17 protein-coding genes, 1 pseudogene and 1 riboswitch are annotated in these 21133 nt (G+C 71.0%); of the genes and pseudogenes, 11 read left to right on the top strand and 7 right to left on the bottom strand.

What is annotated here, in order from left to right; all coding sequences use genetic code 11:
- Positions 1 to 42 precede the first annotated feature (42 nt).
- The 8 genes from pyrH (at position 43) to AB0H82_RS19185 (ending at position 8758) form a co-directional block, all read left to right on the top strand.
- A complete protein-coding gene (gene pyrH / locus AB0H82_RS19220) occupies positions 43 to 804 on the top strand; it encodes a UMP kinase (RefSeq protein ID WP_362994202.1) in 762 nt (253 codons plus the stop codon).
- 158 nt (positions 805 to 962) lie between these two features.
- Entirely contained in the window at positions 963 to 1520 is a 558-nt protein-coding gene (gene frr, locus AB0H82_RS19215; RefSeq protein WP_362994200.1) for a ribosome recycling factor, read from the top strand.
- 37 nt (positions 1521 to 1557) lie between these two features.
- A complete protein-coding gene (locus tag AB0H82_RS19210) occupies positions 1558 to 2667 on the top strand; it encodes a phosphatidate cytidylyltransferase (protein ID WP_362994198.1) in 1110 nt (369 codons plus the stop codon).
- A 92-nt stretch (positions 2668 to 2759) separates the two neighbouring features.
- The gene (gene rlmN / locus AB0H82_RS19205) at positions 2760 to 3866 is read left to right on the top strand and encodes a 23S rRNA (adenine(2503)-C(2))-methyltransferase RlmN (RefSeq protein ID WP_362994196.1); all 1107 of its coding nucleotides are present in this window, start codon (positions 2760 to 2762) and stop codon (positions 3864 to 3866) included.
- 44 nt (positions 3867 to 3910) lie between these two features.
- Positions 3911 to 4027, top strand: a riboswitch (TPP riboswitch).
- A 76-nt stretch (positions 4028 to 4103) separates the two neighbouring features.
- Positions 4104 to 5198, top strand: a complete 1095-nt coding sequence (locus AB0H82_RS19200) for a thiamine ABC transporter substrate-binding protein (RefSeq protein ID WP_362994194.1) — start codon at positions 4104 to 4106, stop codon at positions 5196 to 5198.
- 74 nt (positions 5199 to 5272) lie between these two features.
- Complete coding sequence (locus AB0H82_RS19195; RefSeq protein ID WP_362994265.1) at positions 5273 to 6883, top strand: iron ABC transporter permease; 1611 nt, start codon at positions 5273 to 5275, stop codon at positions 6881 to 6883.
- Entirely contained in the window at positions 6883 to 7911 is a 1029-nt protein-coding gene (locus tag AB0H82_RS19190) for an ABC transporter ATP-binding protein (RefSeq protein ID WP_362994192.1), read from the top strand. The genes AB0H82_RS19195 and AB0H82_RS19190 overlap by 1 nt, the downstream gene beginning before the upstream one ends.
- Before the next feature lie 55 nt (positions 7912 to 7966).
- The gene (locus tag AB0H82_RS19185; RefSeq protein WP_362994190.1) at positions 7967 to 8758 is read left to right on the top strand and encodes a maleylpyruvate isomerase family mycothiol-dependent enzyme; all 792 of its coding nucleotides are present in this window, start codon (positions 7967 to 7969) and stop codon (positions 8756 to 8758) included.
- Positions 8759 to 8778: 20 nt separating this feature from the next.
- On the opposite strand, the gene AB0H82_RS19180 is transcribed toward AB0H82_RS19185, so the two are convergent.
- The 6 genes and pseudogenes from AB0H82_RS19180 to AB0H82_RS19155 all read right to left on the bottom strand — a co-directional run bounded on the left by AB0H82_RS19180 (position 8779) and on the right by AB0H82_RS19155 (position 14798).
- Positions 8779 to 9948 (bottom strand): Rossmann fold nucleotide-binding protein, encoded by a 1170-nt coding sequence (locus tag AB0H82_RS19180; RefSeq protein WP_362994188.1) that lies wholly within the window; start codon positions 9946 to 9948, stop codon positions 8779 to 8781.
- A gap of 37 nt (positions 9949 to 9985) precedes the next feature.
- The gene (locus AB0H82_RS19175) at positions 9986 to 10390 is read right to left on the bottom strand and encodes a VOC family protein (RefSeq protein ID WP_362994186.1); all 405 of its coding nucleotides are present in this window, start codon (positions 10388 to 10390) and stop codon (positions 9986 to 9988) included.
- A gap of 120 nt (positions 10391 to 10510) precedes the next feature.
- Entirely contained in the window at positions 10511 to 11695 is a 1185-nt protein-coding gene (locus AB0H82_RS19170; RefSeq protein ID WP_362994184.1) for a hypothetical protein, read from the bottom strand.
- 305 nt (positions 11696 to 12000) lie between these two features.
- Positions 12001 to 12690 (bottom strand): annotated as a pseudogene (locus AB0H82_RS19165) (ATP-binding cassette domain-containing protein); the annotation flags it as partial.
- 198 nt (positions 12691 to 12888) lie between these two features.
- Positions 12889 to 14268: an aspartate aminotransferase family protein gene (locus tag AB0H82_RS19160; protein ID WP_362994182.1), complete on the bottom strand. Its 1380-nt coding sequence runs from the start codon at positions 14266 to 14268 to the stop codon at positions 12889 to 12891.
- Positions 14253 to 14798, bottom strand: a complete 546-nt coding sequence (locus tag AB0H82_RS19155; RefSeq protein ID WP_362994180.1) for an Lrp/AsnC family transcriptional regulator — start codon at positions 14796 to 14798, stop codon at positions 14253 to 14255. The genes AB0H82_RS19160 and AB0H82_RS19155 overlap by 16 nt, the downstream gene beginning before the upstream one ends.
- Before the next feature lie 165 nt (positions 14799 to 14963).
- Here AB0H82_RS19155 and AB0H82_RS19150 point away from each other — a divergent pair, with 165 nt between their 5' ends.
- From AB0H82_RS19150 to AB0H82_RS19140, 3 genes are all read left to right on the top strand, one after another.
- The gene (locus tag AB0H82_RS19150) at positions 14964 to 16403 is read left to right on the top strand and encodes a gamma-aminobutyraldehyde dehydrogenase (protein ID WP_362994178.1); all 1440 of its coding nucleotides are present in this window, start codon (positions 14964 to 14966) and stop codon (positions 16401 to 16403) included.
- A gap of 173 nt (positions 16404 to 16576) precedes the next feature.
- A complete protein-coding gene (locus tag AB0H82_RS19145) occupies positions 16577 to 19180 on the top strand; it encodes an MXAN_6230/SCO0854 family RING domain-containing protein (RefSeq protein ID WP_362994177.1) in 2604 nt (867 codons plus the stop codon).
- A 135-nt stretch (positions 19181 to 19315) separates the two neighbouring features.
- Positions 19316 to 20479, top strand: a complete 1164-nt coding sequence (locus tag AB0H82_RS19140; RefSeq protein ID WP_362994175.1) for an extracellular solute-binding protein — start codon at positions 19316 to 19318, stop codon at positions 20477 to 20479.
- A gap of 88 nt (positions 20480 to 20567) precedes the next feature.
- Here the strand turns inward: AB0H82_RS19140 and AB0H82_RS19135 are convergent, their stop codons facing one another.
- Positions 20568 to 20999, bottom strand: a complete 432-nt coding sequence (locus AB0H82_RS19135; protein WP_362994173.1) for a hypothetical protein — start codon at positions 20997 to 20999, stop codon at positions 20568 to 20570.
- Between the last annotated feature and the right edge of the window lie 134 nt (positions 21000 to 21133).

Raw genomic sequence — 21133 nt, 5'->3', positions numbered from 1 at the left:
GCCTTCTTCGTATGTGTGCCTAGTAAGAGAAGCGAGAACCACATGACCACCAAGGCCGACTCGAAGAGTGACGACGGCAAAGTCGCCGGACGCTTCCTGCTGAAGCTCTCCGGCGAGGCGTTCGCCGGTGGGGGCGGCCTCGGTGTCGACCCCGACGTGGTGCACGCCATCGCCCGCGAGATCGCGGCCGTCGTCCGTGACGGTGCCCAGATCGCCATCGTCATCGGCGGCGGCAACTTCTTCCGCGGCGCGGAGCTTCAGCAGCGCGGCATGGACCGGGCCCGCTCCGACTACATGGGCATGCTCGGTACCGTCATGAACTGTCTCGCGCTGCAGGACTTCCTGGAGAAGGAAGGCATCGACTGCCGCGTCCAGACCGCCATCACCATGGGGCAGGTCGCGGAGCCGTACATCCCGCTGCGGGCCGTGCGCCACCTGGAGAAGGGCCGTGTGGTCATCTTCGGTGCGGGCATGGGCATGCCGTACTTCTCCACCGACACCACCGCCGCGCAGCGCGCCCTGGAGATCGACGCCGAGGCGCTGCTCATGGGGAAGAACGGCGTGGACGGGGTCTACGACTCCGACCCGAAGACCAACCCCGACGCGGTGAAGTTCGACTCCCTCGGCTACGGCGAGGTCATCACGGCCGACCTGAAGGTCGCCGACATGACGGCGATCACGCTGTGCCGGGACAACAAGCTGCCCATCCTGGTCTTCGAGCTGCTCTCCGAGGGCAATATCGCCCGGGCCGTCAAGGGTGAGAAGATCGGCACACTCGTGGGCGACCAGGGAAACCGGGCCTGACCCGAACGACCTGGGCCAGTTCTCAAGAGACGGACGCGAGCCGTCACTTGAGAGGGATGGACAAAGCCCTGCCGGTCGGACACCGTGCAGGAAAGAGACGCGACGCAGCCGGCCGCCCCGTGCTAGCCGGGCCACTCAAAGACACGCAGGAGCAAGTGGTGATCGAAGAGACCCTCCTCGAGGCCGAGGAGAAGATGGAGAAGGCCGTCGTGGTCGCCAAGGAGGACTTCGCCGCGATCCGCACCGGCCGTGCGCACCCGGCGATGTTCAACAAGATCGTGGCTGACTACTACGGCGCGCTGACGCCGATCAACCAGCTGGCCTCGTTCTCGGTGCCCGAGCCGCGGATGGCCGTGGTGACCCCGTTCGACAAGACCGCGCTGCGCAACATCGAGCAGGCGATCCGGGACTCGGACCTCGGCGTCAACCCGAGCAACGACGGCAACATCATTCGGGTGACCTTCCCGGAGCTCACCCAGGACCGCCGCAAGGAGTTCATCAAGGTCGCCAAGACCAAGGCCGAGGACTCCAAGATCTCGATCCGGTCGATCCGCCGCAAGGCCAAGGAGGCCTTCGACAAGGCGATCAAGGACGGCGACATCGGTGAGGACGAGGGCCGTCGTGCCGAGAAGGACCTCGACGACCTCACGTCGAAGTACGCCACCCAGGTGGACGAGCTGCTCAAGCACAAGGAAGCCGAGCTGCTCGAAGTCTGAGCCGAGGCTCGAGTCCGAGGAATCAGGAAACCGATCCGTGAACGACTCTTCCTGGGAGGCGCCGCCCAGAGCCGGGTATTGGGGGCCGCCCGATCAGGGGCCTGGTCAGGGGGCGACCCCGCCAGGTCCCGCGTACGATGCGCAGGACGCGCTGTTTCCGTCTGAGACGCAGCCCATGCCCATCGTGCCCGACGTACCCGTGACCGGCGGAGACCAGGACGACGACCGGGGGGCCACTCGGATGGGCGGCCCCCTGTTCCGTGACGAGCCTCCGCAGGAGCCCATGCCCAGCGCACCACAGCCGAAGCCCGCCCCGGCGGCACCGCAGAAGAAGAGCGCGGGCCGGGATCTCGGGGCGGCCATAGGGGTGGGCGTGGGCCTCGGCGCGGTGATCGTCGCGTCGCTGTTCATCGTGAAGGCCGTCTTCATCGGCGTCATAGCGGTCGCCGTCGTGGTGGGCCTCTGGGAGCTGACCTCCCGTCTGGCGGAGCGCAAGGGCATCAAGGCGCCGCTCGTGCCGCTCGCGGTGGGCGGCGCGGCGATGGTCGTCGCCGGATACGTGCGCGGGCCCGAGGGTGCGTGGGTAGCGATGGCGCTCACCGCGCTCGCCGTGCTGGTCTGGCGGATGACCGAGCCGCCCGACGGCTATCTGAAGGACGTCACGGCGGGGGTCTTCGCCGCCTTCTACGTGCCTTTCCTCGCCACGTTCGTGGCGCTGATGCTGGCCGCGGACGACGGTCCGCAGCGGGTGCTCACCTTCCTGCTCCTCACGGTGGTCAGCGACACGGGCGCGTACGCGATCGGCTGGCGCTTCGGCAAGCACAAGCTGGCGCCGCGCATCAGCCCCGGCAAGACCCGCGAGGGCCTGGTCGGCGCGGTCACCTTCGCGATGGCCGCGGGCGCGCTCTGCATGGAGTTCCTGATCGACGGCGGGACGTGGTGGCAGGGGCTGCTGATCGGCCTCGCGGTCGCGGCGAGCGCCACGCTCGGCGACCTCGGCGAGTCGATGATCAAGCGGGACCTCGGCATCAAGGACATGGGCACGCTGCTGCCGGGCCACGGCGGCATCATGGACCGCTTGGACTCGCTGCTGCCGACGGCGCCGGTGGTCTGGCTGCTGCTCGTGGTCTTTGTCGGCTCCGGGTGACACCAGGGCTGACCTGCGTAGATGTGCGTGAGGGGTTCGTTGTCCACAGGGCGGCGAGCCCCTTGTCGTATGTCTGCGACACTGGAAGGACCATGCCTGTACCCGGAGAACTCACCTTTGTCGCGCCCCGCGGTGCCAAGAAGCCCCCGCGGCATCTCGCCGACCTCACGCCCGCCGAGCGCAAGGAAGCCGTCGCCGCCATCGGCGAGAAGCCGTTCCGTGCCAAGCAGCTGTCCCAGCACTACTTCGCGCGGTACGCGCACGACCCGGCCGAGTGGACCGACATCCCCGCCGGTGCGCGCGACAAGCTCCGCGAGGCGCTGCTGCCCGACCTGATGTCCGTGGTGCGGCACATCAGCTGTGACGACGACACGACCCGCAAGACGCTGTGGCGGCTCTTCGACGGGACCCTCGTCGAGTCGGTCCTGATGCGGTACCCGGACCGGGTCACCATGTGCATCAGCTCGCAGGCCGGGTGCGGCATGAACTGCCCGTTCTGCGCCACCGGACAGGCCGGCCTCGACCGGAACCTGTCGACCGGTGAGATCGTGCACCAGATCGTGGACGGCATGCGCGCGCTGCGGGACGGGGAGATTCCGGGTGGGCCCGCCCGGCTCTCCAACATCGTCTTCATGGGGATGGGGGAGCCGCTCGCCAACTACAACCGCGTGACCGGTGCCATCCGGCGCCTCACCGACCCGGAGCCCGACGGCCTCGGGCTCTCGCAGCGCGGCATCACGGTGTCGACGGTGGGGCTCGTGCCCGCCATCCACCGGTTCTCGGACGAGGGCTTCAAGTGCCGCCTCGCGATCTCCCTGCACGCGCCGGACGACGAGCTGCGCGACACGCTCGTGCCCGTCAACACGCGGTGGAAGGTGCGGGAGGTCCTCGACGCCGGCTGGGAGTACGCCGCGAAGTCGGGCCGTCGCCTCTCCATCGAGTACGCGCTGATCCGGGACATCAACGACCAGGCATGGCGCGGTGACCGGCTCGGCCGGCTGCTCAAGGGCAAGCCGGTCCACGTGAACCTGATTCCGCTGAACCCGACGCCGGGCTCCAAGTGGACGGCCTCGCGGCCCGAGGACGAGAAGGCGTTCGTGGAGGCCATCGCCGCCCATGGTGTGCCGGTCACGATTCGGGACACCCGGGGTCAGGAGATCGACGGAGCGTGCGGCCAGCTCGCCGCGGCCGAGAGGTAGTCTGACGGGCGTACTCCCTCGTGGGAGGGCGTGCACACATCTGCATATTCCGACAGGGGAGCGCCACAGCGCTGAGAGTGCGGCACCTCGGACAGGTGGGCCGCAGACCCTCTGAACCTCGCCCAGGTCATTCTGGGTAGGAAGTTCGGGCATCACTCAAGCTGTAGCGCCCTGCCCGCGTGCCACGGGCCCGCGGGCGGGGCCGCGTCTCTTCCTGGTCACCCAGGAGGAAAACCAGTGAGCACCAGGGGCACCACCAAGAAGGTTTCGTTCACCGCCGTGGCGGTGGGCGTCGGGCTCGTCGCGGTCTCCGCGTGCGGCAGCTCCGACAGCGGTTCCGGAGGGTCCGACTCCAAGAGCGTGACGCTCGTCAGCCACGACTCCTTCAACGTCTCCAAGGACGTGCTGAAGGACTTCGAGAAGCGGTCCGGGTACCAGGTCAAGGTCCTGAAGGACGGTGACGCGGGCGCCGCCGTGAACAAGGCGATCCTCTCCAAGGACAACCCGCAGGGCGATGTCTTCTTCGGCGTCGACAACACGCTTCTGTCGCGGGCGCTCGACAACGGACTCTTCCAGTCGTACGAGGCCAAGGGCGCGGAGAAGATCAAGCCGGAGTTCCGCGTCGACCAGGACAAGCACCGGGTGACGCCCGTCGACAGCGGCGACATCTGCGTGAACTACGACAAGAAGTACTTCGCCGACAAGAAGCTGGCGCCGCCGAAGTCCTTCGAGGACCTGGCCAAGCCCGCGTACAAGAACCTGCTCGTCACCGAGAACGCGTCGACCTCCTCGCCCGGGCTCGGCTTCCTGCTCGGCACCGCCGCGAAGTACGGCGACAAGGGCTGGGAGAGCTACTGGAAGAAGCTCAAGGCCAACGGCGTGAAGGTCGTCGACGGCTGGGAGCAGGCCTACAACGAGGAGTTCTCCGGGTCCGCCGGCGGCAAGAAGGCCAAGGGCGACCGGCCGCTCGTCGTCTCCTACGCCTCCTCGCCGCCCGTAGAGGTCCTCTACGGAGAGCCGCAGCCGAAGCAGGCGCCGACCGGCGTCGCGACCGGCACCTGCTTCCGCCAGGTCGAGTACGCGGGCCTGCTGAGCGGCGCGAGGAACGAGAAGGGCGGCAAGGCGCTCCTCGACTTCCTCGCGGGCAAGGAGTTCCAGGAGGACATGCCGCTGAAGATGTTCGTGAACCCGGTGCGCGAGGGCACCAAGCTGCCGAAGCTGTTCACCGAGCACGGCGTGACGGTCGACGCGCCGCAGACCATGGACCCGAAGAAGATCGCCGACAACCGCGAGCCGTGGATCAAGTCGTGGACCTCGCTCGTACTGAAGTAACCGAAGCAGCCGACGGGACCAAGGCACGCTCCCGCGCGGGGGCCGGTCGCGGGAGCGCGGCGCGGCTCGGCCTGATGGCCCTGCCCGTCGCGTTCTTCGCGCTCTTCTTCGCCTACCCGGTCTCGGCGATCGTCGCGCGCGGACTGCATGTCGACGGCGCCTGGCAGTTCGGACGGATCACGGACGTGCTCGGGCAGTCCGACATCCGGCACGTGCTGTGGTTCACCACCTGGCAGGCGCTCGCGTCGACCGCGCTCACGCTGCTGATCGCGCTCCCCGGCGCGTACGTCTTCGCGCGCTTCGAGTTCCCCGGCAAGGGGCTGCTGCGGGCCGTCGTCACCGTGCCGTTCGTGCTGCCGACCGTCGTCGTCGGGACGGCCTTCCTCGCGCTGATCGGGCGGGGCGGGCTCTTCGACGAGCTGTGGGGAGTACGCCTCGACACCACCGTGTGGGCGATCCTGCTCGCGCACGTCTTCTTCAACTACGCGGTCGTCGTGCGGACCGTCGGCGGGCTCTGGTCGCAGCTCGACCCGCGGCAGGAGGAGGCCGCGCGGATGCTCGGTGCCTCGCGCTGGACGGCCTGGCGGACCGTGACGCTGCCGGCGCTCGGCCCGGCGGTGGCCGCCGCCGCGCTCATGGTCTTCCTCTTCACCTTCACCTCCTTCGGCGTCGTGCAGATCCTCGGCGGACCCGCGTACTCCACGCTCGAAGTGGAGATCTACCGGCAGACCGCACAACTGCTCGACCTGCCGACGGCCGCGGTCCTCACCCTCGTGCAGTTCGCCGCGGTCGGGCTCATCCTCGCCGTCCACGCGTGGACGGTGCGGCGCCGCGAGAGCGCGCTGCGGCTCGTCGACGCCTCGGCGGTGGCGCGCAGACCGCACGGCGCCGGGCAGTGGACGCTGCTCGGCCTCGTCCTGGCGACGGTCGCCCTGCTGATACTGCTGCCGCTGGCGGTCCTGATCCAGCGCTCGTTCGACGGCCCCGACGGCTTCGGGATCACCTACTACAAGGAGCTGACCTCGGCGGACGGCGGCGCCTTCCTCGTGCCGCCGATCGAGGCGGTCTGGAACTCGCTGCGGTACGCGGTCGTGGCCACGGCCATCGCCGTCGTCATCGGCGGGCTCGCCGCCGCCGCGCTCACCCGCCGTGCGGGTCGCCTCGTCCGCGGTTTCGACGCACTGCTCATGCTGCCGCTCGGGGTGTCGGCGGTGACCGTCGGCTTCGGCTTCCTGATCACCCTCGACGAGCCGCCGCTCGACCTGCGGTCGTCCTGGATCCTGGTGCCGCTCGCCCAGGCGCTGGTCGGCGTGCCCTTCGTCGTACGCACCATGCTGCCCGTCCTGCGGGCGGTGGACGGACGGCTCCGCGAGGCGGCGGCCGTGCTCGGGGCGTCGCCGCTGCGGGCCTGGCGGGAGGTGGACCTGCCGATGGTGCGGCGGGCGCTGCTGATCGCCGCGGGGTTCGCCTTCGCCGTGTCGCTCGGCGAGTTCGGGGCGACCGTCTTCATCGCGCGGCCCGACAACCCGACGCTGCCGGTCGCCGTGGCGCGGCTGCTCGGCCGGGCCGGTGACCTCAACTACGGGCAGGCGATGGCCCTCTCGACGATCCTCATGGTGGTGTGCGCGGTGTCTCTGCTGCTCCTGGAACGCGTCCGGACCGAGCGGACCACGGGGGACTTCTGATGGCGAACCCCTTGCTGAGGCTGCGGGGCGCGACGGTCCGCTTCGGGGCGCGGGCGGTGCTCGACGCCGTCGACCTCGACGTCGGCGAGCACGAGATCGTCTGCGTGCTCGGGCCGAGCGGCAGCGGCAAGTCGACGCTGCTGCGGGCGGTGGCCGGGCTCCAAGGGCTCGACGCGGGGCAGGTGCTGCTGGGCGGCCGCGACCAGCGCGGGGTGCCCGCGCACAAGCGGGGCGTCGGCCTGATGTTCCAGGACCACCAGCTCTTCCCGCAGCGCGACGTGGCGGGCAACGTGGCCTTCGGCCTCCGTATGCACGGCGCCTCGCGCGGTGAACAGGCCGACCGCGTCGCCGAGTTGCTGGAGCTCGTCGGCCTGCCGAAGGCGCAGCAGCGCGCGGTGGCCTCGCTCTCCGGCGGTGAGCAGCAGCGGGTCGCGCTGGCGCGTGCGCTCGCGCCCCGCCCGAGCCTGCTCATGCTGGACGAGCCGCTCGGGCAGCTCGACCGCTCACTGCGGGAGCGCCTCGTCGTCGAACTGCGGGAACTCTTCGACGAGTTGGGCACGACCGTGCTCGCCGTCACGCACGACCAGGGTGAGGCCTTCGCGCTCGCCGACCGCGTCGTCGTCATGCGGGACGGCCGGATCGCCCAGTCCGGCACGCCCCTTGAGGTGTGGCGGCACCCGGCGGACGAGTTCGTGGCGCGCTTCCTCGGCTTCGACAACATCGTCCGGGGGACGGTGGCGGGCGGGGCGGCCGACACGGTGTGGGGCAAGATCCCCGTCCCCGGGGGCGCCCCGGCCGGACAGCGGAAGGTCCTGGTGCGGCCCGCCGGAGTGCGGCTCGTCCCCGCCGCCGAAGGGTTGCCCTGCGCGGTGACGGCGCGCACCTTCCGCGGCACCCACGTCGCCGTGCATCTGCAGCCGAAGGAGGGGCCGCGCCTGGAGGCGGCGTGCGCGCTGCGCCGGGCGCCGGAGGTGGGGGAGGCCGTGGGCGTGGCGTTCGACGCGGAGGACGTGGTGGTGCTCGGCTGAGGGCGCCGACGGAAACACGGGTGCCGTTCCCGGGAAGTCGATCTACCGTTCGGCCATGACGACACTCAGCCACGAGCGGTACTGCGACGAAGTCGCCCGGCAGATCGGCCTCTTGAGAACCACGCTGACCGGCGCCGACCTGTCGGTGACCGTGCCGACCTGCCCCGACTGGACACTGGCCGAGCTCGTGCGGCACACGGGCGGCGCGGTGCGCTGGAGCGAGCGCCTGGTCGCGACACGGGCCGAGAAGGACATCCCGGAGGAGGACATCCCGGAACTCGAAGGCCCCGAGGGCGACGATCCGGCCGCCCTCGACGCCTGGCTGGCCCGTACCGCCGAGCTCGGCGCGCACACCTTCCGCGTCGCCGGCGCCGACGCCCCCGTGTGGTCGTGGTCCGGCGACCACCGCGCCGGGTTCTGGGCCCGGCGCATGACGCACGAGCTGGTGATCCACCGCGCGGACGCGGCCATCGCCGCCGGTGTCGCGTACGAGGTCGAGCCGGACGTCGCCGTCGACGCGATCGACGAATGGCTTGACCTCGTCGCGCTCGCGCAGCGCACCGATCCGGAGGACAGCGCGTCGGAGCTCAAGGGCGCGGGACGCAGCATCCACCTGCACGCGACCGACGCCCTGGACGACCTCGACGCCGAGTGGCTCATCGAGTTCGGCGACGAGGGCTTCACCTGGCGGCGCGGCCACGCGAAGGCGACGGTCGCGCTGCGCGGCCCGCTCACGGAGGTGCTGCTCGCCTTCTACCGCCGACGGTCCCTGGGCGGCGGACGCGTGGAGGTCCTGGGCGAGCGCGAACTGCTCGACTTCTGGCTGGAGCGGGCGTCGTTCGTCTGACGGCGGTCATGTGGCGGCGGTCATGGCCGTGCGGCCGGCGTGATCGCCGCCCCCAGGCTCCGCAGTGCGGCCGGGGCCTCGTCCACCCGGTCCACCAGGGCGATCCGCGACTCCATCGGCCTGCCGTGCGCCAGCGACTGGAGCAGGGGCCATACCGGGAGGTGTTCGGTCCAGTGGGCGTGGTCGACGAGGACCATGGGGGTGGGTTCGCCGCGCGACTCGTAGTAGTTGGGGGTGGCGTTGTCGAAGACCTCCTGGACCGTGCCCGCGGCGCCCGGGAGGAAGACGACGCCCGCGTTCGAGCGGGCGAGCAGGCCGTCCTCGCGGGTGGCGTTGGCGAAGTACTTGGCCAGGTGGGAGGCGAACGCGTTCGGCGGCTCGTGGCCGTAGAACCAGGTCGGGATGCCCACCGAGGCACCGCCGTCCGGCCAGCGCTCCCGGACCGCGAAGGCTGCCCGCGCCCACTCGGTGACCGACGGCGCGAAGGAGGGGGCCTTGGCGAGGAGTTCGAGGGATTCGTCGAGCATGTCGTCGTCGTAGGGGGCGGCGTACGCGCCGAGGTTCGCCGCCTCCATCGCGCCCGGGCCGCCGCCCGTCGCGACCGTGAAGCCCGCGCGGGCCAGCGCGCGCCCGAGCCGTGCCGCGCCCGCGTACGACTCCGTGCCGCGGGCCATCGCGTGACCGCCCATGACGCCCACCACGCGGGAACCGGCGAGGACTTCGTCGAGGGCGTCGGAGATCGAGTCGTCGTGGATGGCGCGCAGCATCGACGAGAAGACGTCGCCGTCGGCCTTGGTCTCCTGGAACCAGGCGTACGCGTGGGCGTCCGGTGTCGCCTCGTACCCCCCGTCGGCGAGGCCTCTGAACAGGTCCTCGGGGGAGTACAGCAGCCCGCGGTACGGATTGAACGGCAGGCCGGGGACCGGCGGGAAGACCAGCGCGCCACCGGCCCGCACCTTCGCCGCCGCGTCCTCCCGCATCGGGCAGCCGAGGAAGACGGCGCCCGCCACATCGGCCGCGAGGAGCGCGGCGGTGCGCTCCGTCAGGTCTATGGCCTGGACGCGGCGGCCCGCGAGGGTCCCGCGGCCGAGGGCCTCGTCGAACTCCGCGAGGGTCTCGATCTCACGGTCGATCTCACGCCCCTCGCCGGGGAGTTGCGGGGCGGATGCGCGTGCGGGAGTCGGCTGCATCCGCCCATGCTAAGCAGGGCACCCACCGGGGGCTCGCTCAGCCCTGGACCTCCGAGGGGTCCATCCACATGATCTCCCAGCTGTGGCCGTCCAAGTCGTCGAAGGCGCGGCCGTACATCGTGCCGTAGTCCTGGGTCTTACCGGCCGTGCCGCCCGCGGCGACCGCCTTGTCGACGAGCTCGTCGACCTTCTCGCGGCTCTCGGCGCTCAGACAGATCAGCGCCTCGCTGGTCTTCGTGGCGTCCGCGATCTCCTTCTGCGTGAACTTCGCGTAGTGCTCCTTGCTCAGCATCATCGCCACGATGGTGTCGCTGATGACGACCGACGCGCAGTCGTCGCTGGAGAACTGCGGGTTGATGGTGTAGCCGAGCTCCGTGAAGAACTTCTTCGACGCGGCGACGTCGGACACGGCCAGGTTCACGAAGATCATCTGCTGGTACATGAGTGTCTCTCCCAGTGAGTGCGTGTGCCTTACGGAGGGTTAGACATCCGTTCGACACAGAACTCATCGGCAGCCGCGAACTTTTTTCCCACGAACTTTCGAGCGCCCGCGAAGGGGCCGTCAGCGCGCCAGCGGCAGCGCCGCCAACTCCGCGACGATCCAGGTCAGCGGGGCGAAAACCGCGAACAGCGCGCCCGCGCGGAGCGCCGCCGAACCGCGCAGCACCGTCGCGGGGGCACCGAGCCGCAGCAGCGCGGCCGTCGTCTCCGAACGGGCCTGCCTGGCCTCGACGGCGGCCGTGGCCAGCGTCAGCACGGCGCACCCCGCGACGAGCAGCCCGCCGAGCGCGGTGAGCGGGCCGACCTCGGGGCGCGGCCCCGCGTACAGCACGATCGAGGCGTACGCCGCCGAGGCCACCGCGCACAGCACACCGAGCGGCCGCCCGACGCGGCGCGCCTCCTCCTGGAGGACGCGCCCGGCGAGCAGCCGCATCGCGCCGGGCCGCACCGACTGCAGGAGCCGCCCGCAGAGGTGGGTGAGGCCCGGTCCTGCGAGCATGAGGCCGAGCGCGGTCAGCGCCCAGCCCGCGAGGACGCCCACCGGGCTGCCGTCGGCGCCGACGCCCGGCATGGGGACGCCGGAGCCAGGACCGCCGCCGGAGCCGCTCGCGTACGTCTCCACGGCGAGGCCCGCCGCGAGGAGCGCGACACCCCAGGGGAGGCCGCTCGGCGGCGGGGCCGGGGCGTCCGGGTCCGTGTCTCCCGTCGGCTCGGAGCCGGGCTCCTTCCCGGTGGCCCGCACGGGACGCGGCCGCAGCGCGAGGGCGCTCGCGGCCGACGCGGTGATCGGGACCACGGCGAGCAGGGTGAGCGCCCCGGCGAGCGGCAGGGGCCGTTCGGCGGCGAGCAGTTCGGCGGCGGCCCCGTCGAAGGGCAGCCCCGAGACGTCGCCGCGCAGGTGCAGGAAGAAGAGCAGCGCCACCATGGAGCCGAGCACGCAGGCCACGGCCGTGGAGACCGTGGCGAGCACCATCAGACGGGTGGGGCCGAGGCCCACCGCGGAGAGTCCGCTGCGCGGCCGGGTGCCGGGGTCGGTACGGGCTACAGCGACGGCGAAGTACACGGTGGCGGTGATCGGGGCGAGGCACCACGCGAGGCGCAGCACGGCTCCGGCGCCGGGGTGCTCCAGCGCGTACGCCAGCGTGCACAGCAGCAGGAAGCCGGTGCCTGCGGACGCGGCGGCGACGAGGAGGCGCCGCAGCTGGACGAGCGGGTGGGCGCCGCGGGCTAGACGGAGAGCGAGCACGCGGCCCGGCCTTCCGCGTTGACGACGGAGGAGGCGCTGACCGCGCCGGTGGCACTGACCGTGCCCGTGGCCCCGAGGGCGCTCGTGGTGTTGTCGGTGCTGGAGGTGCTGGAGGTGCTTGGGGTGCTCGCGGTACTTGCAGCACTTGCAGCACTTGCAGCACTTGCGGTGCTTGAGGTACTCGCGGCGCCGACGGTACGGGAGGAGTCGACGGTACGGGAGGAGGCGACCGGAGCCTCGGCCTCAGCCTCGACCTCGACCTGGGGTGTTGCCTGGCCCCCGCCCTCGGCCACCCCGTCCGTGGCGGGCAGATGGAGCGTGTGCACACGCCGGCCGTCGAGCAGCGCGACCGTCCGGTCGGCGAGGGCCGCGACCTCCGCGTCGTGCGTGGCGAGGACGACGGTGATGCCGTGCGAGCGGGCCGCCGTCGTCAGGGTGCGCAGCGCGTGCGCGCGGTCGGCGCGGTGCAGGGGAGCGGTCGGCTCGTCGGCGAAGAGGACGGACGGCGTGGTGACCAGGGCACGGGCGATGGCGACGCGCTGGCGTTCGGCCTGGAGGAGGGCGTGCGGGCGCTTGCGGGCGCACGCGCCGATGTCGAGACGGTCGAGCCACTCGTGGGCGGTGGACTTGGCGGCCCGGCGGGAGGTGCCGCGCAGCATCAGCGGCAGGGCGACGTTCTCCCAGGCCGTGAGTTCGGGGACGAGGCGCGGCGCGGGGTCGATCCAGCCGAAGCGGTCGCGGCGCAGCCGTTCACGGACGAGCGGGCGCATCGTGTGGACGGGGGTGCTGTTGAACCACACTTCACCCCGCTGCGGGAGCAGCTGCCCGGACAGACACTGCAGAAGTGTCGTTTTGCCGCAGCCGCGCGGGCCGTTGACAGCGAGGATCTCGCCCTCGCGGACACCGAGCGAGACGCCGGTGAGGGCGGGGGAGCCGTTGTGTGTGACGTGCAGTGCGCGTGCCCACAGCACGTCGTTGTCCGGCGGGGCCACCATGGCGTACACCTCGGTTCAGATCAGTTTGCCTCCCCCGTACGGGGGAACGAAGGCGGGGCCGATCGGTCACTGGGCACGCTAGGGATTCCGGTGGACTTGCCCGGAAAGGACGCGGCCCGGGGGCGCCCGTTCTCACTCGAACGGGCGCCCCCGGGGCCGCTGTTGATCACTCGATCATACGACGGGTCGAACGGACGGTCAGAGCTTCGTCCACGCCTCCGTGAGGACCTGCCGCAGGATGCCCTCGATCTCGTCGAAGGTGTCCTGCGTGGAGATCAGCGGCGGGGCGAGCTGGACGACCGGGTCGCCGCGGTCGTCGGCACGGCAGTACAGGCCGTTGTCGTAGAGCGCCTTGGAGAGGAAGCCGTACAGGACGCGCTCGGTCTCCTCGTCGTTGAACGACTCCTTGGTGTCCTTGTCCTTCACCAGCTCGATGCCGTAGAAGAAGCCGTTGCCGCGGACGTCGCCGACGATCGGCAGGTCGAGGAGCTTGCGGAGGGTCTGGTAGAACGCGTCCTCGTTGTCGAGGACGTGCTGGTTGAGACCCTCCTTCTCGAAGATGTCGAGGTTGGCGATGCCGACCGCGGCGGACACGGGGTGGCCGCCGAAGGTGTAGCCGTGCAGGAAGGTGTTGTCGCCCTTGTAGAACGGCTCGGCGAGCTTGTCCGAGATGATGCACGCGCCGATCGGGGAGTAGCCCGAGGTCATGCCCTTGGCGCAGGTAATCATGTCCGGTACGTAGCCGAACTTGTCGCAGGCGAACATCGTGCCGAGGCGGCCGAAGGCGCAGATGACCTCGTCGGAGACGAGCAGCACGTCGTACTTGTCGCAGATCTCGCGCACGCGCTGGAAGTAGCCGGGCGGGGGCGGGAAGCAGCCGCCCGCGTTCTGCACCGGCTCCAGGAAGACGGCGGCGACCGTCTCCGGGCCCTCGAAGAGGATCTCCTGCTCGATCTGGTCGGCGGCCCAGCGGCCGAAGGCCTCGGGATCGTCGCCGTGGATCGGGGCGCGGTAGATGTTCGTGTTCGGCACCTTGTGCGCGCCGGGGACCAGCGGCTCGAAGGGGGCCTTGAGGGCCGGCAGGCCGGTGATGGACAGGGCGCCCTGCGGGGTGCCGTGGTAGGCGACCGCGCGGGAGATGACCTTGTACTTCGTGTGGTTGCCGGTGAGCTTGTGGTACTGCTTCGCCAGCTTCCACGCGGTCTCGACGGCCTCGCCGCCACCGGTGGTGAAGAAGACCTTGTTGAGGTCGCCCGGCGCGTAGTTCGCGAGGCGCTCGGCGAGCTCGACGGCCTTCGGGTGGGCGTAGCTCCACACCGGGAAGAAGGCCAGCTCCTGGGCCTGCTTGTAGGCGGTCTCGGCGAGCTCGTGACGGCCGTGGCCCGCGTTGACGACGAAGAGGCCGGAGAGGCCGTCCAGGTACTTCTTGCCCTTGTCGTCGTAGATGTAGGTTCCCTCGCCACGCACGATGGTGGGAACGGGCGCGTTCTCGTACGACGACATGCGGGTGAAGTGCATCCACAGGTGGTCGTAGGCGGTCTGGCTGAGGTCCTTGCTCACGGCTATCGGGTTCCCCACATATAGGTCTGCTTCTTGAGCTTGAGGTAGACGAAGCTCTCGGTGGAGCGCACGCCGGGGAGGGCGCGGATGCGCTTGTTGATGACTTCGAGCAGGTGGTCGTCGTCTTCGCAGACGATCTCCACGAGGAGGTCGTGCGAGCCCGCGGTCATCACCACGTACTCCGCCTCCGGCATGGCGGCCACTGCGTCCGCGACCGGGTCCACATCGCCCTCGACATCGATGCCGACCATCGCCTGCCTGCGGAACCCCACGGTGAGGGGGTCCGTGACGGCGACGATCTGCATCACGCCCTGGTCGAGCAGCTTCTGGACGCGCTGGCGCACGGCCGCCTCGGAGAGGCCCACGGCCTTGCCGATGGCGGCGTACGGACGGCGTCCGTCCTCCTGGAGCTGTTCGATGATCGCCAGAGAGACGGCGTCCACGGGAGGGGAGCCGTTCCCACTGCCGCTCCCGCCCGGATTCCCGGTGCGTGAGCCGCGAGGGCTGCTGGGGTCTGCGCTGCGACTTGCCACGACCTCACTGTGCACGACGTCTCGTCACTTCCGCAAGGCCAGATCGATGAAATTCGTTGTCTGCGACTCCGATCCTCACGGATTCCGCAGTTCTGGGCCGCTGGGTATGTTGAAAGCGTCGGTACAGCGACTAGGGTGGGTGTCTCATCCACTGGACATCTGACTTGGAGGGCCGCGGAAGTGACCACCGAGCTGCGCCGTCTGCGCAACTACATCAACGGAGAATTCCGGGACGCGGCCGACGGACGGACCACCGAGGTCATCAATCCGGCGACCGGCGAGGCGTACGCGACCGCGCCCCTGTCGGGCCAGGCCGACGTGGACGCCGCCATGAAGGCCGCCGCCGACGCGTTCCCCGCCTGGCGGGACCTGACGCCCGCCGAGCGCCAGAAGGCCCTGCTCAAGATCGCCGACGCGTTCGAGGAGCGGGCCGAGGAACTCATCGCCGCCGAGGTCGAGAACACGGGCAAGCCGATCGGACTCACCCGGTCCGAGGAGATCCCGCCCATGGTCGACCAGATCCGCTTCTTCGCGGGCGCGGCCCGGATGCTGGAGGGGCGCGCCGCCGGCGAGTACATGGAGGGTCTGACCTCCATCATCCGCCGCGAGCCGATCGGTGTCTGCGCGCAGGTCGCCCCGTGGAACTACCCCATGATGATGGGCGTGTGGAAGTTCGCCCCGGCCCTCGCGGCCGGTAACACGGTCGTGCTGAAGCCGTCCGACACCACCCCCGCGTCGACCGTCCTGATGGCCGAGATCATCGGCTCCATCGTGCCGCCCGGCGTCTTCAACGTCGTGACGGGCGACCGCGACACCGGCCGCCTGATGGTCGAGCACAAGACCCCGGCGATGGCCTCCATCACCGGCTCCGTGCGCGCCGGCATGCAGGTCGCCGAGTCCGCGTCCAAGGACCTCAAGCGCGTCCACCTGGAGCTCGGCGGCAAGGCCCCCGTCGTGGTCTTCGAGGACACCGACCTCGCCAAGGCCGTCGAGGACATCTCGATGGCGGGCTTCTTCAACGCGGGCCAGGACTGTACGGCCGCCACGCGCGTGCTCGTCCACGAGTCCATCCACGACGAGTTCGTGACGGCGCTCGCCAAGGCCGCCGCCGACACGAAGACCGGCCAGCCGGACGACGAGGACGTGCTCTACGGCCCGCTCAACAACGCCAACCAGCTGAAGCAGGTCTCCGGCTTCATCGAGCGGCTGCCCGCCCACGCGCGCGTGGAGGCCGGTGGCCAGCGGGTCGGCGAGAAGGGCTACTTCTTCGCGCCGACCGTCGTCTCCGGCCTCAAGCAGGACGACGAGATCATCCAGAACGAGGTCTTCGGCCCGGTCATCACCGTCCAGTCCTTCACGGACGAGGCGCAGGCCGTCGAGTACGCGAACGGCGTCGAGTACGCCCTCGCGTCCTCGGTGTGGACCAAGGACCACGCGCGTGCGATGCGCATGTCCAAGGTCCTCGACTTCGGCTGCGTCTGGATCAACACGCACATCCCGCTGGTCGCGGAGATGCCGCACGGCGGCTTCAAGAAGTCCGGCTACGGCAAGGACCTGTCGGCGTACGGCTTCGACGACTACACGCGCATCAAGCACGTGATGACGTCCATCGAGGGTTAGTACCCCCTTGGCCTGGGCTAATTGAGATGCCGGGCCCCGCCGCCCCCGCGTACCGTTGTGTGCGCGGGGGCGGCTCCGTGGTGTGCTTCCTTCTTTCTCTTCTCTGCAAAAGAACCCGTAGCGCGCCCACTCCCCGCCCCCGCCCTTTTTCTGCACCACGGGGGTGGGACCTGATGACGACGACGACGGCCGACGACCTCGCGGGGCTGCTGCTGCGCCGCCGGCAGAGCGTGTACGTCCCCGAAGGCGGCGGACGGTCCGCCGTGACCGATGCCGGTGTCGTCGTCCTCGAAGCCGAACTCGCCGACCGCGGGCACCTGCTGACCGCCCCGCTGCGCCGCGCCCTGACCACGCTCTCCGTAGCCGACCTCGCCGCGACCGGGCGCGAGCTGCTCGCCGACGTCGACGCGCTGATGGGCTCCGACCGGCGTCACGCCCCGCTGTTCCATCGCTTCCCCGACGAGGTTCCCTACCGGCACGCGTACGACCGCTTCAGGGCGACCGTCGCCGACCACCTCGCCGCCCAGCCCCACCAGCCCTGCATGGACTGCGGAGGCATCAAGGCACGCGTGCGCGCGCTCGCGCCCTGCGCGCACCTGCTCTGCGACGACTGCCACCCCAAGAAAAGGGTGGACTGGGGCTGCTGCGACGAGTGCTGCGAGTGGTACGGCTGCCCGATCTGCGAGCAGCGCTACGAGACCGACGGCCCCACCGACCCCTGGCTCGACACCGGCGCCGGCCTCGGCGGTGACGGCGGCCCCGTCCTGCGCGCCCTGCGCCTCGGCGCCCCCGGCGACGCCGCCGCCGAGCTCACCGCGCTCCTCGCCCGCCGCACGCCCCTGAACCCGCAGGACCACGACGACCTCGTCCTGCTCCTCGGCCACCTGGACCCGGCCGCCGCGGCGGACTGGCTCCCGGCCGCCGTCCCGCTGCGCGAGAGCAAGGCCCTCGCCCTCGCGCCGCTGCTCGACATCCCCGGCGCGCGTCCACTCGTCGCGCGGTACGCCGACACGGCCACCGACGTGCTGCGTCTGCTCGTCGTACGTTCCGGGGGCGACCCCGACCTGCTCGAACTCCCGCGCCTGCGCGGCCTCCCGCGCCCTGTGCGCCGCGAACTTCTCGCCCTCCTCGACGGGTTCGACCTCCGGCGCCTCGCCGAGGACATGGCACGCCACCCGCGCGCGTGGCAGCGCGTCGGTGAAATCCTGCACCCCTTCGAGCAGGCCCACCGCCACGCGCGCGTGGCGCTCGCCTTCGCCGCCCTGCGCGGGACACGCGTGCGCGACGGCGCACTCGGCGAGGTGCTGCTCGCCGAGGCCGCCCGGCACGACGCCGTGCGCCTCACCGGCGACCGGCTGCGCGTCGTCACCTGGCAGGGGCGCGTCGAAGAGGCCCTCGCACACTGGGACGTCGAAGCGGCGGTACGACTCCTGCGCGAGCGCCCCGGCGAACTCCTGCGCCGCCTCGACCTGCTGCTCGCCCGCTCGGGCTCCACGACACTGCCCGACACGGTGGCCGACGCGCTCGCCGACGCCCTGCCGCGCTCCGGCCCCGGGCCGCTGCTCGGCGCGTACGGCCGCATGAAGATCCGCGCCGTACCGGGGCACCGCCGCGTCTTCTTCCCGCGCGGGCGCGTCACCAAGGCGTACGCGGCCGAGGACCACAGGCCGCCGCTGCCCTCCCGCGTCGCGGGCCGCGCCGGCGAGCTCATCGGGGCGGAGGCCGTCCGGCGCCTCGCCGCGCGCGAGGGCGAGCGGTACGACGTGGCCGTCCTGGACGCCACGCTCGCCGACCTGCCCGTGCCGTTCGCCGAGCGCGCCTCCGCCGCCTCGCTCGTCGCCGTGCCGCGCGGCAGCTCCCTGCCCATGCCCGCGGACAGCGACACCGTGCGGCTCTTCCTGCACTGGACGCAGCCCAAGGGCACGCGCGTCGACCTCGACCTGTCCGTCGCGCTCTACGACGACCTGTGGCGCTTCGTCGGCCTCTGCGACTACACGCACCTGGAGCACGCGGGCGGCGCCGCCCGGCACTCCGGCGACCTGACCTCCGCGCCGGCGCCGCACGGCGCCACCGAGTACCTGGACCTCGACCTGCCGCGCCTCGCGAGCACCGGGGTGCGGTTCGTCGTGCCCGCGGTCATCTCGTACAACGACGTGCCCTTCGACGAACTGCCCGACGCCTTCGCCGGTTTCATGGCGGTCGAGGGCAAGGAGCGGGCCGTCTACGATCCGCGGACCGTGCGGCAGCGCTTCGACCTCGGGGGTGACGCGAAGCTGCGCGTGCCGATGATCGTCGACCTCCGGGAGCGGCGTGCCTGGTGGGCGGACGTCACCCTCGCCACCACGGGCACCGGCCACGCCGTGTGGCGCTACCGCAAGCAGCTCGGCCGCATGGGCAACGACCTGCTCGACACCTTCCGGCCGTGCGGCCGGGCCACCCTGTGGGACCTCGCCTGCTGGACGGCGGCGGCCCGCACCGACGGCGACGTGTACGTGCGCGGCCGCGGCCACGTCCTGTGGGGCTACCGCCGCGCCGGGGACGAGCCGCGCGCCGACTTCGCGCTGCGCATCCGGGACGGCTGGGAGCCGGACTCCCTGTGCGCGGAGCCGGAGTTGACGGACCGCGCCGCCCTGCTCGCGCTGCTGCACGGCGACCTGCCCGGCGCGGAGGGCGCCGCCTCCGGCACGGCGTACCGCCTGTACCCCGGGCCGGTCGACGCCGCGCCCCTGGAGCGGGTCACCGCGGGCGACCTGGCGGGGTGGCTGGACCCCGCCTGACGTACGCCCGGTGTCGGACCCGCTGATCGACAAGGTGTCGGCTCCACGCGGCGGGGCTCGACGCTGCGTCCATTGCCGCGCCCGCGCGCGAAGGCGCATGCTGCCGGGGTGCGAGCGAACCCCGTAGCCTCCCCCGTGTCCCGCCGTTCCCTGCTGCGCGCCCTGGGCGGCGGTGCGGCCGTCAGTACGCTCGCGGGCTGCGGGGTGCCCGCCGCGTACATCGAGCCGGGGGAGCGGGCCGCGGGCGACCGCTCCCGGCAGGACAAGAAGCTGGCCTTCGCCAACTGGCCGCTCTACATAGACACCGATGACGAGGACAAGACGAAGCGCCCCTCGCTGGACGCCTTCGAGAAGCGGACCGGGATAGACGTCCGCTACACGGAGGAGATCAACGACAACGACGAGTTCTTCGGCAAGATCAGCCCGTCCCTGATGAACCACCAGGAGACCGGCCGCGACCTCATCGTCATCAGCGACTGGATGTGCGCACGCTTCGTACGGCTCGGCTGGGTGCAGGAGATGGACCGCGCCGCACAGCCCAACGTCACCAAGTACCTCGACCCGCTGCTGCGTTCGCCGCACTTCGACCCCGGGCGGAAGTTCACCGTGCCCTGGCAGTCGGGCATCACGGGCATCGCGTACAACAAGCGGAAGGTCGGCCGGGAGATCAAGCAGGTCTCCGACCTGTGGGCGGACGACCTCAAGGGCCGGGTCACCCTCCTCTCCGGTCTCGACGAGGCGTTCGCGCTGCTGCTCCAGGGCGACGGTGTCGACATCAGGAAGTGGAAGGCCGACGACTTCCACCGGATGTGCGACAAGGTCGAGAAGATGGTGGACAGCCACCACATCCGCCGCTTCACCGGCAACGACTACATCAAGGACCTCTCCAGCGGCGACGTCCTGGCCTGCCAGGCCTACAGCGGCGATGTCATCCAGCTCCAGGCGGACGACCCGGACATCGAGTTCGTCGTCCCCGAGGAGGGCGCGGAGCTGTGGGCCGAGTCCCTGATGATCCCCAACCTGGCCCGCCACAAGCGGAACGCCGAACGGCTCATCGACCACTACTACCAACCCGAGGTCGCCGCGGAGCTGGCCGCCTGGGTCAACTACGTCTGCCCCGTCCCGGCCGCCCGCGACGTCCTCGCCTCCGCCAAGGACAAGGAACTCGCCGCCCTCGCCGAGGACCCGCTGATCTTCCCCGACGACGCGATGCGCGAGCGGCTCGTGATCGCGCGCGACATCACGTCGAAGGAGCGCACCGAGTTCGCGAAGCGGTGGAACGCGCTGGCGGGGTTGTGAGTGCCGGGACCGGCCCCCGCAGACGGGGATGCCCCCCCGGTCCCCCCCGGCCCCGGCCCCGCTCCCGCTCCCGCTCAATGAGCCGGGATCAGCGGTGCCAGCCGCTCCAGCCGCCGCTCGACGTTCCGCCGCGGTTGTTGTACCACCAGGCGCCGTCGGTGCCGCGCACCTTGAGCGTGATGGCCCAGCCGTACCCCGAGGCGTAGACCGTGCTGCGGCCCTGACCGCCCATCGACGACCAGGAGCTGAGCGTGCCGTTGGTCCGGGACCAACGCGTCCAGATCGCCCCGTCCGTGCCGATGCCGAAGACCTGCTGCTCCCCGTTGGGCAGGTCGTACTCCGTGCAGCCGTACTGGCCCTGGATGTTGCCGCCCCAGTTGCGGGTGCTGGTCACGCAGGACGCCTGCGCCCCGTCGCCGCCGTTCGACGCGGCCACCGCGCCGCCGGCCCCCACCAGGGTCCCGACCAGGGACAGGCCGGCCACGGCCGACGCTGCTTTCCATGTGAACTTGCGCTTCACGGCAATTCCCCTCTTCTTCGTTGTTTCCGGTCGTTCGTACCTTCGCCGAGGGGCCGTGTAGATCTCTTGGGAGTTTGTTGAATAACCGCGCTGAACTGCGAGAACCCGGCACTCCGGGGCCGGTCGTCGATCGC

Source organism: Streptomyces sp. NPDC050732, from assembly GCF_040654255.1.
In the GTDB taxonomy this organism is placed as follows: Bacteria; Actinomycetota; Actinomycetes; order Streptomycetales; family Streptomycetaceae; genus Streptomyces.
Note: the sequence above shows the minus strand (reverse complement) of the source record. Positions and strands in the feature narration are given on the sequence as shown.

Bases quoted from the DNA above. Each gene is read 5' to 3' on its own strand.
- AB0H82_RS19175 (WP_362994186.1), bottom strand. From the start codon at position 10,390: ATGTACCAGCAGATGATCTTCGTGAACCTGGCCGTGTCCGACGTCGCC.
- AB0H82_RS19185 (WP_362994190.1), top strand. From the start codon at position 7,967: ATGACGACACTCAGCCACGAGCGGTACTGCGACGAAGTCGCCCGGCAG.
- AB0H82_RS19145 (WP_362994177.1), top strand. From the start codon at position 16,577: ATGACGACGACGACGGCCGACGACCTCGCGGGGCTGCTGCTGCGCCGC.
- rlmN (WP_362994196.1), top strand. From the start codon at position 2,760: ATGCCTGTACCCGGAGAACTCACCTTTGTCGCGCCCCGCGGTGCCAAG.
- AB0H82_RS19180 (WP_362994188.1), bottom strand. From the start codon at position 9,948: ATGCAGCCGACTCCCGCACGCGCATCCGCCCCGCAACTCCCCGGCGAG.
- AB0H82_RS19195 (WP_362994265.1), top strand. From the start codon at position 5,273: ATGGCCCTGCCCGTCGCGTTCTTCGCGCTCTTCTTCGCCTACCCGGTC.
- pyrH (WP_362994202.1), top strand. From the start codon at position 43: ATGACCACCAAGGCCGACTCGAAGAGTGACGACGGCAAAGTCGCCGGA.
- AB0H82_RS19190 (WP_362994192.1), top strand. From the start codon at position 6,883: ATGGCGAACCCCTTGCTGAGGCTGCGGGGCGCGACGGTCCGCTTCGGG.